We start from the raw sequence: 15,084 nt of genomic DNA, 5'->3' as shown, positions 1-15,084 counted from the left end.
AATACACCCAAAAAGAACTAGCGTAATAATAGCTAAGTTATTACGCTAAATACACTTTATTATTTATTTTGCAAAACTCGATGGATCTCAATCAACTCTTGGATCATTTCTTTTGCAAGCATAGAAGTCATTATATGATCTTGAGCATGCACCATAATTAAATTTACCGGAACTTTACCTTCCCCTTCATCAAGACCAATTAACTGCGTTTGCACATCATGAGCTCTTTTTGATGCTTCTGCTGATTGTGTTAATAACTCATCAACTTTATCCCATTCACCCGATTTTGCAGCTCGAAGTGCTTCCATTGCGCATGATTTTGATTCACCAGCATTAATGATCAGTTCCATTACCGTGCTTTCTAGTTCTTCACCGACTAACATCGCTTTATTCCTATTTAATTTGATTGGTCATTGATAAAAAGTGATACACAGATCCAATTAATCCGCTGTCATTATTAAACGTACTTTTTTCAATAGCAACTAACTCTTTAACATTAAATTTATTTATTGATGGTTGAGTTTGTATAATCTCTTCAAATTTATTTTCTATATTTGAAATTAAATCATCTCGATTACTTATTGCACCACCAATGATTATTTTCTCTGGATTTAAAATAAACGTTAAATTATATAAGCCAATGGCTATATTCTTATAAAAGTCATCAATAATATTAATTGCAATATTATCTCCAGAATCCGCTAATTTAAATATATCCTTTCCTGATAAGTTTTCAATACTATTAATATTCTTTAATTTAGAATATCGACGCCTAAGTCCTTCTCTTACTGATGCAGTAAAACTCATTGTTGCTGTCGTTTTATCTTTAGTATCAAATATATTTTTTGTGAACATATAACCAAATTCACCTGCCATGAAACCATGACCTCGAACCATTTGATTATTGATATAGATAGCACCACCGATACCTGTGCCTATCGTAATGCAGATGAAATTATCAACCGATTGTGCTTTACCAAGCCACTTTTCAGCTAAAGCCACACAATTAACGTCATTTTCTAATTCAACCGGTAATGACAATTTTGCAACCATTACCTCTTTAAATTGAAATCCATAAAAATCATCAATGGCTCCACCGGTTTTTAAATACCCCGTGTTTACATCAACAAAACCAGGTAATGAGAAAGCCGCACCATCAAACGTATATCGTGTAGACCATTGCTCTTTTATATCAACAATGGTTTGAATGATTTGATCCCCACTTGACTCAGTTTGCACCTTGCCTTGATCTAGAATGTGGCCGTGTTCATTCAACACGCCAAACTTAATGTCTGTTCCACCAATATCAAACGATAAATACGTTGCCATAATTCGACTTTCCCATTTCTAATATAACGCTAGATATTTTCACCACGAGTCGCGATAACATCTTTAAACCAATGGAAAGACGCTTTTTTCTTACGCTCTAGTCCATTTTGATGATCAACATAAATGAACCCATATTGCTTTTTGTAACCGTTTAACCAGCTCAATAAATCAATCGCTGACCATGCGTAATACCCCTTAATGTGAACACCACGACGAACCGCTTCTTTTACTGCACCTAGATGATCTTTAATAAAATTGATTCGCGGAATATCACACACTTCACCATCAATAATCGGATCTTCATCACCCAATCCATTTTCTGTAATGTACAGTTTGATCTGACCATAATGCTCTTTTATCATTTCAAGCCCAGCAACAAACCCTTCAGGTGAAATTTCCCAATCCCATTTAGTGTATTTTTTATCGTCCATTTTAACTGTGCGATATACATTATCGTAACTTGGGTTGCCCGGAGAACCAGTCGAATTTTCACGAGTGATTTTACGAATTTCCATACCACTTTCAATTTTTTCAACACGTTGTGGTTGGTAGTAATTCAGTCCCATAAAGTCATTCAACGGTGCGGCTTCAAAAATAGTTTGTAGTTCTTCATCAGTCCAATCGGGCAAGTTACCTTCTTCTTGTAGTTGCTTAACCACGTATTCAGGATACTTACCTAATAGGATAGGATCATAGAACCAATTCATACTAAATTGGTTCGCATGTATTGCGGCAAAGTGACTCGCCTCTGAATCATCGACCCCAAATGCAGGGCTAAATACATGACTCAAGCCAATCTCACCAAATTGATTCAGTTTTTTATACTCAATGACGGCTTTAGCGTGTGCATAAAATACGTTGTGCGTCGCTTGAAAATATTTCTTAGGATCATTTTGAATCCCTGGTGGGTGTGCGCCTGCCATATAGCCTAATGCGCAAAACACAACGGTTTCATTAAAAGTAATGAAATGTTTAACACGATCTCCAAATTCATTAAAACATAACTTTGCAAATTCAACATACGCATCACAGGTGGCTTTATTTAACCATGAACCTTCTTTTTCTAACGTAAGAGGTAGATCCCAGTGATATAAGGTAACAAAAGGAACGATGCCATATTTCAAGCATTCATCAATGACATTATTGTAAAAGTCGATTCCTTTTTGATTAATCTCTCCGGTGCCATTTGGAAAAATACGAGCCCAAGATATTGAAAAGCGATAAGACTCTAAGCCCATTTCAGCCATTAATGCGATGTCTTCTTTATAGCGATTATAATGATCAATTGCGATGTCGCCATTAGTTCCTTCAAAGGTTTTCCCTGGAATTTTAGTAAACTCATCCCAGTTTGTTGGACCTTTTCCATCTTGATCCCATGCGCCTTCTATTTGGTAAGAAGCCGTTGCTGCGCCTAATAAAAAATCATTTGCAAATTTCATCTCGAATTCCTGCTCTACTGCTGCTAACAAATCGATAGCCAACTGATGTTTGTATTGGCCTAAGTCTTCTTAGGCCTAGAATATGATTAACTTAAAAGTACCAATGCATCTTTAAGGATCTTATCGCCTTTCATCATGCCGTAATCCATCATGTCGATGACTTCTACCTTTTTATTTACTTCATCTGCCAATTTCTGAAGCTCATCTTTCTTGAAGCGGATTTGTGGCCCTAATAAAAATAAATCATATTCAGCTAAATAATCTTGAATGGTCTCAACACCATGAGCTTCGATATGAATCTCCAATCCTTGCTGTACCGCTGCTTCTCCCATTTTTTTAACAACCATTGATGTAGACATGCCCGCCGCACATAGTAGTAAAATCTTTTTCATAATAACCTCGATAATAATCTAATAAATTTCAATTAAGCTGTTGCTGTCGTTGTTACAGATTCTGTTTCTGGCGCTGTTGATTTAGCTTCTTCTTGCGCCGTTAATTTGTCTAGATACTTAAAGAATGGGAAATACACACATAACGTCATACAGAACACGGTGACTTGTAATACAGCGGCACTCCACCCCCCCAACAATAAATCCACTCAATACTATTGGCGTTGTCCATGGCACTTGAACGGCCGTGAATGGTCCAACAAACCCCATGTTAATTGAGGTATAAACCATGATTGCTGACAGCACTGGAGCAGTCACAAATGGAATAAACATAATTGGGTTAAAGATGATTGGTGTTGCGAAAATTACGGGCTCATTGATATTAAAAATGCCTGGGATAAAAGAGAGACGACCTAATTGCTTAAACTGAACAGAGCGAGCAAATAAGACCATGCAACACACTAAGCCGAAGGTAAGTCCTGAGCCACCGACCGTAATAAATTGGTCAACAAATTGGTTCGTTACTATTTTTCCATTCTCACCTGCAATCAGTACTTCACCCGCATTTACAATTGATTGATTATGGAGTGCATTCGCCGTTACGATTGGTCCCATAATTCCCATAACAATGACGGGGCCATGAACACCACACCACCAAAGTAGAGAAATAAGCAATGCAATACCTACCGCACCAAAGAAAGAATCAGACATACTTTGTAATGGTGTTTGAATAATATGGTAAATAGTCTCAATAAACGTTCTTTCAAAAACTACTTCAAAAAATATGTATGTTAAGAAAGCAAGAGTGATAATTAAAAAACCAGGAATAAGCGATTTAAAAGCATTCGACACCCCTTCTGGCACGCTGTCTGGCAGTTTAATCACCCAGTTACGGTTAAAGGCCATTGAGTAAATCATGCCAACAACTAAACCAATAACGATAGCTGCAATCATGCCTTTACCACCAAGGAAGGCTTTCGGTATCACTCCACCTATGTGCCTCACGCCATCTGGCGCCACAACAAAAGCGTTCATTACGATAAGTAAAGAAACAATGGCTAACACCCCCGCATTTACGCCATTGTGTCCTTCATACTTCACGTAAGTATACGCAATACCAAAAGCTCCAATCAGTGCCAAAATATCAAAAGTAGCGCCAACAACTTGAAACAATGGTGTTGACCATTCAGCACCAAAAATTCCCGCCATAAATTGGTCATAGCCATCAATAGGAACAAAGGCCAATAACAAGAATACCGAGCCAATGATGGTCAATGGCATGGTTAACATGAAGCCTTCTTTAATGGCTACAATTGGTTTTGAATTCACTACCTTTAAGAGCTTAGGAAGGATTTTGTTTACCTTCTCCATTATTGTGCTTTGCATCGTTGCCGCTTGCGTACTCATTTTTCACCCCTGAATTGAATTTTAAACATGCGAATTAATTTAACCTGAAATCAATGTAACCGGTTTCAGTAACCGGTTACACGCCATAATTGAGCAAGTTTGATTCAACTCACGCTTATTAATTAAACGAATAATAAAAATGTGATCTACGTAATTTATTACTGAAGTTATGAGGGAAATGATCTTTTAAAGCAGATAAAAAAGAAAAACCCCACTAAGCTTTCGCCTAATGGGGTCATAACTCTACTCGCAGCAGTCCGGCTACTAATGGGGCTCCGTGCATCAATTCCTTGATAGTATGCTGAAATCCGTCAGCGTATCCCTTCCATCGCTATCCTAGCGGTGTCCATGATCTAATCCTGATCCGTTAACAGTCCGTCGCTAACTCTCTTCACTTATCCTTAAGCGGTGTCCTTTACATCATCCTGATGCTTTATCCTTCCTCTATCCTAGAGGTGTCCACTGTCTTTCCTTAGTAGTAACCATCCTAGTTACTATTGAATCCATTCAATGTCCAAATTTGCTTTCCATGCCGATTACTCATCCTAAGTAACCGAGTGCTTCATCCTAAAGCGTACCAAATCCTTGGTCGTTCCTATTCCGTGTCAGTCTCCTTCCGACACCAATAAGATTACGCTTTTTACTTTTTTGAACAATCCCTTGCATACAAACTTTTAAAGAAATAGGGGGTGAGATATAAGGTTAAAAATAAATAATGATAAAAAACAATAAGATAAAAAACGACCACAAACTAAAGCCGATAAAAAAAACTATATATCTCAATCATCTTGTAAGCGATCTCTTACACGTTGCTTCTACTATGTCTTTACTCCCTCTTTAAATGTTCTATATACCTTAGCGAATGACTTCTGTGGTGAATTAGATCAGTATTCGATATCATGGCGAAAGATGAAGCATAGGAAGTCATAATGAAAAATGTAACGGATGAACTGCAAACAATAATGCAGGATTTAATCAATGAAGGTAAAAAACCAACCACCGCTCTCGTTAAATCTCGCTTAAGCACTCAAGTTCCGATCCCTGCAATTATTACAGCGATTAAATCATTTAAATCCAGTGCTCAAGTTCCAAAAATTGAAGTCCGTGAAACGTCATTGACTGCAGATGAGCGTATTGCTCAGCTTGAACAACAAATAAAAGAATTAACCCAGCGTTTAAACGCTTTGGAGAATAAATAATGCAAATTTGGGTAGATGCTGACGCGTGTCCAAAAGTAGTGAAAGAAGTTCTTTGTCGCGCCGCTACACGTACAGGGCTTCAAATTACTTTTGTTGCTAACCACTACGTACCGGTTCCGACAGCGCCAAATATTAAATCTATACAAGTTGAATCAGGCTTTGATGTTGCAGATGATGAAATAGTAAGGCGCTCTGAAGCGGGTGACTTAGTTATTAGTGGGGATATTCCACTGGCCGCTGAACTTATCGAAAAGAAAGTTCAAGTATTGAATCCTCGCGGCGAGCTCTATACTGAAGCGACGATTAAAGCGCGACTGAATATCCGTGACTTTATGGATACAATGCGAGCAAGTGGTATTCAAACGGGAGGTCCTGCGGCATTATCGCAGACAGATCGACGTGAATTTGCCAATCAATTGGATCGTATTTTAGCGAAAGTGAAAAAAACAATTTAATCGATCTTCATTGGTATAAATAAAGATCCCGCATTCATCGCGGGATCCTATTCAGCTCTATCTACTCTTTAAAGTCCCAAGATAAATTACTGACTAATCGGCATTCATCGCACTTAAAATCAAACACGTCATGGATTGGCTCTTCTAACGCCCAATCTCCATCGCATACAGGGCATTTACGTGCTAATTCTTTTTCTTTGCTTTCACCACCCACGCGATAAATGTACAAATACGTTGAAATACCACTCAGTACTTCCATACGACGACACAAATCCCAACCGCGCTTAAACAAACGACTCTCACTTGAGCTCACTTCATGCAATGCTGGATGCTCAACCACTGACCCATTCATTTGCAATTGATCACACGCACTCCAATCTTCTTGCCATTTTATGAATTGTTTTTGATCGCCATTGGCAACCGCCGGTAAGCGATAAAGAGGAATAGGTTGAAATGTCTCACCGTGACGAATTGGCGAGCAAGTATGTAAATGAGTAGTGTACAGAATTTGCCAGCTCACCTTTTCACTCTCATCACTTGGATCCGAGTTCATGTCTTGGCCAACCACTCTTATTTTTGGTTGCAGTAATCCGAAATCACTTAGTTGCTTAAGCGCTAGATTCACTTGCGGACTGTGATTATCAGGATGAAGGGAGTCTTCTTCTGGACAAACAACACGAGCAACAAAGTTAGTGCCCTTCATTAAGACTGGTAGTTCACGTCCAATCACTTGTCCGTTATAACGCAAACAATCTAAACAGTAATTTATCGCTTTCTCTACCGCTGCCATTGAGGTATCGCAGTACACTTCAAAATCTAACTCAGTTACAAACATTAACGTGTCTTTCCTACTACAACTTTAAAAATAAAAATTCCGATACATACACCTTATCGGAATCCATTTAACTCTGCTCGTTACCTAACACAATAATTTTTATTTACGCGACAACGGGTTCAAGCTTTTCTAAAAACTCAGCCATACTTTCTGCTAATACTTTTCGCTTTTTCGTTCCTACGGTATCTAGAATCACTTCCCCTGATTGATTACAAATAGAAATCACTTCCATCTCATCATCCGTCACCGCAATAAACAACGTAGGGACTAATTTTAATCGACGCTGCATAACAAGGTGCCCTAGCATGTTCCCTTGTAAATTTTCAAGATCTTCATCACTCCAAATTTGAAGTAATTCAACATTCATACCTTCAAATTTAGCCGTCATATCAGCACTAAATTGAGCACCATAAAACGCATGAAAGTCATCATGCAGATCGAGTTCAATGCCATTCTCGATATTAACTAATCGAATACTTTCATCGCGAGCGACGGGTTGCCATAAAACCTCTAAATTGCGCGTTTCATCAATACAAGGAGAAGCTAATCCCACTAATTCTTCATTTATCGGAAGGCTATCATGTTTTTCTTTCCATGCTTCGACATAACGTTGACTAAAGTTAGCAAGCGCTTGCTCTACCGAAAGTGGCATTCGATTCTCCTAATAAGACAAAAATTCAAGTAAACTAGCGTCAATTGCATCAAATAACGCTAATTTACTAAGCGACCTTTATTCTAATCTACTTTTGGCATTTTCAATATGACTAAATACACGAACGCTGATGAGCTAAAATCACTGACTCTTGGCCAAAAAACTGAATACAAACACAGCTATGAGCCAGAGTTGCTGCAAGCAGTTCCTCGCAGTTTAAACCGCGATGATCTAGCTCTTGGTGATGAATTACCTTTTGTTGGTTGTGATGTATGGACACTCTATGAACTGTCTTGGTTGAACCAAAATGGTTTACCTCAAGTTGCCATCGGGGACGTTGTATTACCTGCAACAAGCCCTAATTTAGTTGAATCTAAGTCCTTTAAATTGTATTTAAACAGCTTTAACCAAACTAAATTTTCATCATGGGAAGACGTAACCAGTACGCTAATTAAAGATTTAAGCGTATGTGCTGGTGAAGAAGTTATGGTTAACATCCACCCTGTTCAAGCTTACTCACAACAACCTATTGTCGATATGCAAGGTGAATGTATTGATAACCAAGACATTGTTATTGATAGCTATGAGTTTGATGCTAACTATTTAGAATCAAGTACATCAGAAAAAATGGTCAATGAAGTTCTGCATAGCCATCTACTAAAATCAAATTGTCTGATCACCAATCAACCAGACTGGGGCAGTGTTGAAATTAATTACGAGGGCAATAAAATTGATCATGAAAAATTGCTTCGCTACTTAATTTCGTTCCGCCAACATAATGAGTTTCATGAGCAATGTGTTGAACGTATTTATACGGATATTATGAAATTCTGCTCACCAAAATCATTAACGGTATTTGCTCGTTACACTCGTCGTGGCGGATTAGATATTAACCCATTCCGCAGTTCTCATTTAATTAAGCCTGAACATAATCTACGTTTGGCTCGCCAATAAGAAATAACACGAAAAGCACATATTTATCGTCTAATTTGTCTACTTTGAACCGTTTTCTTAGTAGACAAATTTCATGACAACGATAGTATGTAATAGTTGTTTTTTAGTGGATGATTTACATGCCTTTGCGTCAATGCTTTCTTGTTATTTTGATTTTATTCCCGCTTTCTGCTTGGGCTAAATTTTTCTCTGCGCCAATTCTAAATGATGCTTATCAATTATTAGAAACAAACCCAGAGCAATCCCTCTCTATTGCTAATCAATATCTAGAACAACGCCAGATATCACCAAGCCAAGATCCTAATCGAATTCAAATCAACAATGATTCTGAGCGTACTATTCGTACGCCAATCAGTACTGTTGAGGCATTTCAAATAAAAGCACTCGCCAATAAACGATTAAGTCGAAATCGTGAATCCATAGAATCAATTAAACAAGCAATCTCTTTGGCTGATGATTTCAGTTTAAAATCAAGCTACCTTGAATCAAAACTAATTTATGCCAGTTTATGGTGGGATTTAACGAAAGACATTGATGAAACGAATACTATTTTAGACGAAATCCAACAAAGTTTATCTCAATTAAATACCAAGACAGATATCCATCAAAAAATATATTTTAGATTAGCATTAATTCATGCTCAAGTCGAGTCAGAGCAAGGAAACAACAATAAAGCCCAACGCTACTTTAGCGAAGCCATGAGCTACGGTAATTCACTGAACGATCCAAGTAGCATGATTTATTATCATATCTCTTACGGTCGACATTTCTTGAAGAACAAGCAATTTGACCAAGCCTTAACGGAACTATTAAGTGCTTATTGGCAATCTATTGAGGCTGATAATAGTGGCCAATTAGCAAGTACTAACTATTTATTAGGTCAGCTTTTCTTCCAACGAAAAGTACTTGATAAAGCCCTTGAGCATGCTTCTCAATCTGCCGAGTTTTATGGTCGCTATAATAAAAGTGAACAGCTTTCTAATGTGCTTGTGTTAATCGCGAAGATCCACCTTGAGCAAGGCCGATTCAACTTAGCGCTTGTTCAATATTTTAATGCCCTCGATCAAGAGAAAGAAAAGAATAACGTAAATAAACTGATCTCACTTCGTTTAGACATCGCGAATACGTATTTCTTACTTTATAACTACGCCCTTAGTGAGCATTACTTAAAACAAGCAAACAACCTAAACGAATACGTTGATTTACCAAAAGAGCAAGCCTTTGCCAACTTACTTCAGGCAAAACTAAACCTAGTGCACAACAAACCGAAACTGGCTGTTAGCGACATTCAAAAAGCAATTAAATACAGTAATCAAGATAATAATATTTCATTAAAATTACAGTCTCAGAAACTTCTTTCTGAGACCTATGAAAAAATGGGATTATTTAAAAAAGCACTGGTTGCACAACGTGAATACGAAACATTAAATTCATCGCTTCAAGCTGCTCAAAACCAGATCAATGAAGAAGTTTTCCGCCAACAAAAAAGTATTATTGAACAATCTTTACATTACCAAGGTTTAGAAGAGCAATTAAAAGAAAACCACATTCAAACGCTTAAAATACAAAAGATTGCCGGCTTCTTAGTCGTATTACTGACTGTATTGGCTATTTATTCTTTTAGAAAACAACAGGTAAATCGATTCTTAAAAAAACGCTTACATTTATTACTCAATAAATACTATACCCATCCAAGAAGTGGATTACGTAACTTACGATTGCTAACAGAGCGTTTACCTTCGTCTTTACAACAAAGCAGTTCCAACTTAGAGCAATGGCATTTAGGTGAACTAATCAATGAACCATTAAGTGACCGCTTACGCTTTACCCTTTTTAATGTACCTATGCTACAAGATTTATATATGACTCAAGGGTATCAAGAAGGGTTAGCAATAGAGAAAGAATTTGGCGATCATTTATCGGCTGTAGTGAGATCCCCTAGCCGTATTTATCATTTTTCAGATGCGAGCTTTCTTTACATAGAGCATAAATCAGACACAACAAGTTGCGCACAAGAAATGGCAGAAACCGTTCAACAATGGATAAACAACTTCACATCCGATGTTATGACAGATAAAACCGTTAATATAGGAATGGTTGAATACCCATTTTTACCCCGAGCATATACTGCGATTAATGATCGGGAGCTGATTGATATTTTATTGATGGCAACGAACACGGCAAGAGATATCCACGCCCAAGAATCAGGCAGTCAATGGGTGCATTATCGAGCAATAGATAACGCACCAGCGGCAAGTTTTGCCACGAATAATATACGTTCAGCGTGTGAACAAGCCATCAATCAAGGCTTAATCAAAGTGTACTCGTCAAGAAATACATAATCATTTTAAAAAACAACTCACAAATTTAATAAAATTTAGCTACAAATGATTATCAACTATACAAACACCGTTATTTTTTTTAGTCTGTTAATTATAAATTTGTTATTATGAAGAGTATTGAATTTCTCAATATATACACTGCCACTTATTCTAATATGAGTTTTATGTAAGTTATTATGATTGAAGTATCCATTGTTGCCTCAGAGTTAAGCCAATTAAAGCAACAATTAGATCAAACGCGCTTATCACACCGTGACACCTCGTTGAAATCACGCCGTGAAATTTTGTTGCTTAAACGCATTATTTTGCGATTTTGTGCTGCGTGTAAACATCATGATAGCGATCTGGATAAAGAAATAATTGAGCTTGCTCATGATATTGAACATATCGAAAACACCTCAGATTTAACCGTCCGTATTGCAACTTTTGAACGCTTAATTAACCGCTATCAATTAAATGTCCAAAAAGAACATTCAGTAATGGAAGAACATATTTCTTATTGTGGCGAGACATTACAGCGTGTTGTTGGATTGCCGACAGGTTTAAAAAGAGACTTACGTAATCTACTTAGGCATCCATCTCAAGATGGAACTAAACATATCCAACGTATTGTTCGCCTTATTGAGCTGTACGAAAGAGCAATTAAGTTTATTTCAGCGGGTAGCGTCTCTTCCGAAATCAATGCCAATGAAATCATTGATGTTGATACTCAAGAGCAATTAAGTAATGAATTGCAACACCTGATCTCAGAGCTTGATTTCAATAACACCTCCGGTGAAGACCTCCTTGATATCAGAAATAAACTGCTCACTGGCGTTGATGCTGTATCTCTAATTGATTTAGCCCTACAAACGTTACAACTCGTTCTTCAAGGCACAAATAAAGAACGTAAAGCATCCCAAGTCTTTGTTGGTGAGATGAACACTCAAGTGGCTCAAATCATAAAAACGAGTGAGCAAAACCAAGAACAAGGCCAATCTTATTTAGATCAACGTTCATTATTAAATGAAGAATATGGCCTTTTAATCAAACAAGCCGAAAACATTCTAGAAAGTAAAATAAGCGCACAAGAACACAAAACAAAAATGTCGTTATTGCTCAATGAAATGAGCGATCTTGCAGAGCGAAATAAAGCCATGCAGGAGCGAGAAGCCGCACTAATAGAACGTCATGAATACACAACAAAAAAATTAAATAGCGTCTATCAAGAAACTCTAGAATATCGTCGTCAATTAAACGATCAACAACAAAGAGTGTTTAAAGATCCATTAACCAATGTTTATAATCGCGCCGCTATGCATGAACGTTTAGATTTAGAATATAAACGCTGGGTCCGTCATCAACACTCTCTAGTATTAAGCATGATAGACATTGATCAGTTTAAACGTATCAATGAGCAATTTGGACACCTCGCTGGTGATAAAGCACTTAAAATCATCGCAAAAACCATAGAAAAACAAGTCTCGAATACTGATTTTGTCGCTCGATTCAGTGGTAAAGAGTTTTTAATCCTCTTTACAGAAACCACGAAAGAAGAACGAGAAACGGTGCTTAAAGCGATCCAAGCTGCCATCGCAAAATTACCCTTCAAATTTAAAGGCAATCACGTTCAAGTCACGGTTTCTATTTGCAGTTCTGAATTTACCAACAGTGATATTCCTGAAAAAGTCATCGAACGATCAGTTCAAGCGCTATACAAACAAAAAACCAAAGGCACTCAACAACGCATTTGTGCATAATTACCTTTTATATTGCCTACGATAAATACATAACCCTCTCACTTTTTTACTCTTTTTCTAGCTAAAGTCCCCATTGCTGTGTAAGTTTATTATTCGAACAATAATAAAAATAAGCTAGGGAGGCGCATATGATCACTCATATAAGCCCAGCAGGTAGCATGGATTTGCTATCGCAATTAGAAATCGACCAACTAAAAAAAACCGCATCGAGTGATGTCTATAGAATGTATCGCAATTGCACTTTAGCGGTTCTAAACTCAGGCAGTCACACTGATAGCTCAAAAGAACTCCTCGATAAATATAAATCATTTGATGTTTCAGTAACACGACGTGATCGTGGTATTAAGCTTGAGTTAAGCAACCCACCAGAACATGCATTTGTTGATGGAAATATCATTAAAGGGATCCAAGAGCACCTTTTCTCTGTGTTACGCGATATGGTATATGTGAACATGCAAATAGCGGATCACAATCGATTGAATTTAACCAAAGCAACTCATTTAACTAATCTCGTTTTTAGTATATTACGTAACGCAAAAGCGCTTCATACCGGAATTGAACCTAACCTTGTCGTGTGTTGGGGGGGTCATTCAATTAACCCAATCGAATATCAGTACACTCGTGAAGTTGGTCATGAACTTGGCCTACGAGAGCTCAATATCTGTACTGGTTGTGGTCCAGGAGCAATGGAAGGTCCAATGAAGGGCGCCGCGATTGGTCACGCTAAACAGCGTTATTCTCAAAGTCGTTTTGTTGGATTAACTGAGCCCTCAATTATCGCCGCTGAGCCACCAAACCCTATCGTCAATGAACTGATTATCATGCCTGATATTGAGAAACGTTTAGAAGCGTTTGTTCGTATGGCACATGGGATCGTTATTTTTCCTGGTGGCCCAGGTACTGCTGAAGAATTACTGTATATTTTAGGGATTATGATGAACCCGGCTAATCGTCAGCAACCGATGCCTATCGTTCTTACCGGTCCAAAAGAGAGTGAAGCTTACTTCCTTTCAATTGATACCTTTATTCGTGAAACATTAGGGGAAGAGGCGACTCAGTATTACAGTATTGTCGTTGGCGATCCTGAAAAAGCAGCAGTGATCATTAATCACGGGATCAAAAAAGTGAAAGAATATCGTAAAGCAACCGATGATTCTTACAGCTTTAACTGGGCATTAAAAATAGAGCCTGAGTTCCAACTGCCATTCGAACCCAATCATGAAGCAATGGCGTCACTTGATTTGCACCTTAACCAACCAACAGAAAGTCTTGCAGCCAACTTGCGCCAAGCTTTCTCTGGTATTGTGACGGGTAATGTCAAAGCGGAAGGCATTGCCGAAATTGAAAAGCACGGTGTATTTAAGTTACACGGCGAACCAGAATTGATGAAAAAAATGGATCGTCTACTTCAAGATTTTGTTGAGCAAGGCCGAATGAAGCTTCCTGGCTCTAAATACGTCCCTTGTTATGAAATCGTCGTTGATTAGGGGTGGAATCTCACCTCATCACTAACGTACAATAAGAGGCCTACTAGGTCTCTTTCTTTTTATACATAGGAATGAATACGTTATGGCAATTCATCTGGTTATTATCGATGCTCTCAATCTCATTCGTCGTGTTCATTCAGCACAACCAAACCAAGATGATATCCAAGCAGTAGTGACAACGACAGGTCGTACAATTAATCGTATTTTAAAAGAAACCGAACCGACTCATATCATTGCCGTCTTTGATCACCACCTTCAAGACCGGGGCTGGCGAGCCGAAGTATTGCCTAAATACAAAGAAGACAGAAAACCAATGCCTGAAGCACTGCAAAAAGGCATGGATGCAATTCAAGAATCTTGGTGGAAACTGGGTATTGACTCTCTTTTATCTGATGGAGATGAAGCTGACGATTTAGTCGCAACACTTGCCAATAAAGTCGCCTCTCGCAACGAACAAGTCACAATAGTCTCTACAGACAAAGGTTATTGCCAGTTACTTTCCCCGACGCTACGAATTCGTGATTATTTCCAACATCGTTGGTTAGATGAACCTTTTATTGAAAAAGAGTTTGGACTAAAGCCGGAACAATTGGCCGATTACTGGGGATTAGCTGGAATTAGCTCAAGTAAAATAACAGGGATCCCAGGGATAGGCCCTAAAGCAGCATTAGAAATTTTGACTCAATTTCCGACAATTGAAGCGGCCAATGAATCCGATGAATTACCAAAGAAATACCGTAAGAAATTTGATGAGTATTACAATACCGCGATTCTATGTCGAAAAGTCGCCGGTTTAAGAACCGATATTGAACTTGGATTTAACTTACAAGATATACGATATGAGAAGCCTGAGTAGT

Annotated in this window: 14 protein-coding genes; 7 read left to right on the top strand and 7 right to left on the bottom strand. The window is 37.9% G+C overall.

What is annotated here, in order from left to right; translation table 11 throughout:
- Positions 1 to 59: 59 nt before the first annotated feature.
- The 5 genes from VSAL_RS03975 to VSAL_RS03955 form a co-directional block, all read right to left on the bottom strand.
- Entirely contained in the window at positions 60 to 383 is a 324-nt protein-coding gene (locus VSAL_RS03975) for a PTS lactose/cellobiose transporter subunit IIA (protein WP_012549512.1), read from the bottom strand.
- 10 nt (positions 384 to 393) lie between these two features.
- Positions 394 to 1,329, bottom strand: a complete 936-nt coding sequence (locus VSAL_RS03970) for an ROK family protein (protein WP_012549511.1) — start codon at positions 1,327 to 1,329, stop codon at positions 394 to 396.
- Positions 1,330 to 1,358: 29 nt separating this feature from the next.
- Entirely contained in the window at positions 1,359 to 2,768 is a 1,410-nt protein-coding gene (locus VSAL_RS03965) for a glycoside hydrolase family 1 protein (RefSeq protein WP_012549510.1), read from the bottom strand.
- An 86-nt stretch (positions 2,769 to 2,854) separates the two neighbouring features.
- Entirely contained in the window at positions 2,855 to 3,160 is a 306-nt protein-coding gene (locus VSAL_RS03960) for a PTS sugar transporter subunit IIB (protein WP_012549509.1), read from the bottom strand.
- A 117-nt stretch (positions 3,161 to 3,277) separates the two neighbouring features.
- The gene (locus VSAL_RS03955) at positions 3,278 to 4,564 is read right to left on the bottom strand and encodes a PTS sugar transporter subunit IIC (protein ID WP_012549508.1); all 1,287 of its coding nucleotides are present in this window, start codon (positions 4,562 to 4,564) and stop codon (positions 3,278 to 3,280) included.
- Between the two features lie 929 nt (positions 4,565 to 5,493).
- Between VSAL_RS03955 and VSAL_RS03950 the strand changes: the two genes are divergently transcribed.
- Positions 5,494 to 5,763 carry a hypothetical protein gene (locus tag VSAL_RS03950; RefSeq protein WP_012549507.1) on the top strand — a complete coding sequence of 90 codons (270 nt, stop codon included), beginning with the start codon at positions 5,494 to 5,496 and terminating at the stop codon, positions 5,761 to 5,763.
- Positions 5,763 to 6,218, top strand: a complete 456-nt coding sequence (locus tag VSAL_RS03945) for a YaiI/YqxD family protein (protein WP_012549506.1) — start codon at positions 5,763 to 5,765, stop codon at positions 6,216 to 6,218. The genes VSAL_RS03950 and VSAL_RS03945 overlap by 1 nt, the downstream gene beginning before the upstream one ends.
- Before the next feature lie 61 nt (positions 6,219 to 6,279).
- Here the strand turns inward: VSAL_RS03945 and VSAL_RS03940 are convergent, their stop codons facing one another.
- Together VSAL_RS03940 and syd are read right to left on the bottom strand one after the other, a co-directional pair.
- Positions 6,280 to 7,053 carry a Zn-ribbon-containing protein gene (locus VSAL_RS03940; RefSeq protein ID WP_012549505.1) on the bottom strand — a complete coding sequence of 258 codons (774 nt, stop codon included), beginning with the start codon at positions 7,051 to 7,053 and terminating at the stop codon, positions 6,280 to 6,282.
- 103 nt (positions 7,054 to 7,156) lie between these two features.
- A complete protein-coding gene (gene syd, locus VSAL_RS03935) occupies positions 7,157 to 7,705 on the bottom strand; it encodes a SecY-interacting protein (protein WP_012549504.1) in 549 nt (182 codons plus the stop codon).
- Positions 7,706 to 7,813: 108 nt separating this feature from the next.
- Between syd and queF the strand changes: the two genes are divergently transcribed.
- The 5 genes from queF (at position 7,814) to xni (ending at position 15,083) form a co-directional block, all read left to right on the top strand.
- Positions 7,814 to 8,659 carry an NADPH-dependent 7-cyano-7-deazaguanine reductase QueF gene (queF, locus tag VSAL_RS03930; protein WP_012549503.1) on the top strand — a complete coding sequence of 282 codons (846 nt, stop codon included), beginning with the start codon at positions 7,814 to 7,816 and terminating at the stop codon, positions 8,657 to 8,659.
- Between the two features lie 119 nt (positions 8,660 to 8,778).
- Complete coding sequence (locus VSAL_RS03925) at positions 8,779 to 11,001, top strand: tetratricopeptide repeat protein (RefSeq protein WP_173362128.1); 2,223 nt, start codon at positions 8,779 to 8,781, stop codon at positions 10,999 to 11,001.
- Positions 11,002 to 11,177: 176 nt separating this feature from the next.
- Positions 11,178 to 12,740: a GGDEF domain-containing protein gene (locus VSAL_RS03920; RefSeq protein ID WP_012549501.1), complete on the top strand. Its 1,563-nt coding sequence runs from the start codon at positions 11,178 to 11,180 to the stop codon at positions 12,738 to 12,740.
- A gap of 128 nt (positions 12,741 to 12,868) precedes the next feature.
- Positions 12,869 to 14,227, top strand: coding sequence for a nucleotide 5'-monophosphate nucleosidase PpnN (gene ppnN, locus VSAL_RS03915; RefSeq protein ID WP_012549500.1), 1,359 nt, complete (start codon positions 12,869 to 12,871; stop codon positions 14,225 to 14,227).
- An 82-nt stretch (positions 14,228 to 14,309) separates the two neighbouring features.
- Positions 14,310 to 15,083, top strand: a complete 774-nt coding sequence (gene xni / locus VSAL_RS03910) for a flap endonuclease Xni (RefSeq protein WP_012549499.1) — start codon at positions 14,310 to 14,312, stop codon at positions 15,081 to 15,083.
- The last annotated feature ends 1 nt before the right edge of the window (position 15,084 follow it).

It is taken from the genome of Aliivibrio salmonicida LFI1238, assembly GCF_000196495.1.
GTDB lineage: Bacteria > Pseudomonadota > Gammaproteobacteria > Enterobacterales > Vibrionaceae > Aliivibrio > Aliivibrio salmonicida.
Note: the sequence above shows the minus strand (reverse complement) of the source record. Positions and strands in the feature narration are given on the sequence as shown.